The sequence below is a fragment of the Hydrogenophaga electricum genome, from assembly GCF_030160815.1.
In the GTDB taxonomy this organism is placed as follows: Bacteria; Pseudomonadota; Gammaproteobacteria; order Burkholderiales; family Burkholderiaceae_C; genus Hydrogenophaga; species Hydrogenophaga electricum.
This window is the reverse complement of the sequence record NZ_BSPB01000140.1, coordinates 1-949: the sequence shown is the minus strand read 5'-3', so window position 1 is coordinate 949 and position 949 is coordinate 1. Positions and strand designations below refer to the sequence as shown.

1 tRNA gene is annotated in these 949 nt (G+C 40.7%); it reads right to left on the bottom strand.

The annotated features are described in order from the left end of the window. Nucleotides 1-479: 479 nt before the first annotated feature. Nucleotides 480-560: transfer RNA gene (locus tag QQK43_RS23695), tRNA-Leu, on the bottom strand. Nucleotides 561-949 lie beyond the last annotated feature (389 nt).

Here is a 949-nt window from a genome sequence, read left to right as displayed (position 1 = left end):
CCCTTGTCGAAGCCCTTTATGATAAGCTTCCCTGGATCTGGGAAGTTTCTCTTTCACGGTATTGGGATCGTTTGATCGATTTCCTTGATCGCTACTTATGGGCGTGCGCTCAAAGGATACAAACAGGGATTCGCAAACAAAAAGGGGAATTCGTAGTCACTTTTTCCTGTCGCGTAAAAAAAAGGCTTTACGCGAGAGCAATAGAGGTTGGGATACATCTATCTCTTCTGAGCAACCTCTTTTGGATTCTTAAGACCACCCTTGCAGTAGGATACCGTCTGCTTTGGGTTCTTTATTATATTATCTCCTTCGAGGGATTTTTAGGATCGTTCAGGCTATATTTAGTCTATTTTGGCTTTTACTGTCTCCTTTTCTCAGGGAAGTGGTTAAGGACCTCAGAAGATAGAGGAGAGCGCCAGGCGCAGATTTCCGGAATACTTCTACGGGGAATGCTCATTGAATGCGCATTCTCCGTATTATGCCTTGAAGAGGACTCGAACCTCCACGCTCTTTAGCACGAGATTTTGAGTCTCGCGTGTCTACCATTTCACCATCAAGGCATCTTGAAAGTGAATCATATTCCATGAATATGATATCTATCTAATGTGATATCTTGAAAGTGAATCGTATTCCATGAATATGATATCTATCTAATGTGATATATGGAATATATGACAAAGGTGGAGTCTTGGAGTATTTCGATCGATCGGTCATATAGGCCTGAGTCAGACATCAAATAGCTTCGATTTGCATTATCCGTAGGACACCTTATATGTATCAAAATCAAAAAGATGTACAATCCAATTTCTCGATTCAATAGAAGCCCAAAGAGGTGCATATGGTACCCAAATAAGGATAGGATAGATATGTCAAAAGCAGGTCTGATTACACCTATTCCTAATCCTAAATAGAATGTAAGGACGTGGGGATTTCTATGTAAACAGAGTAT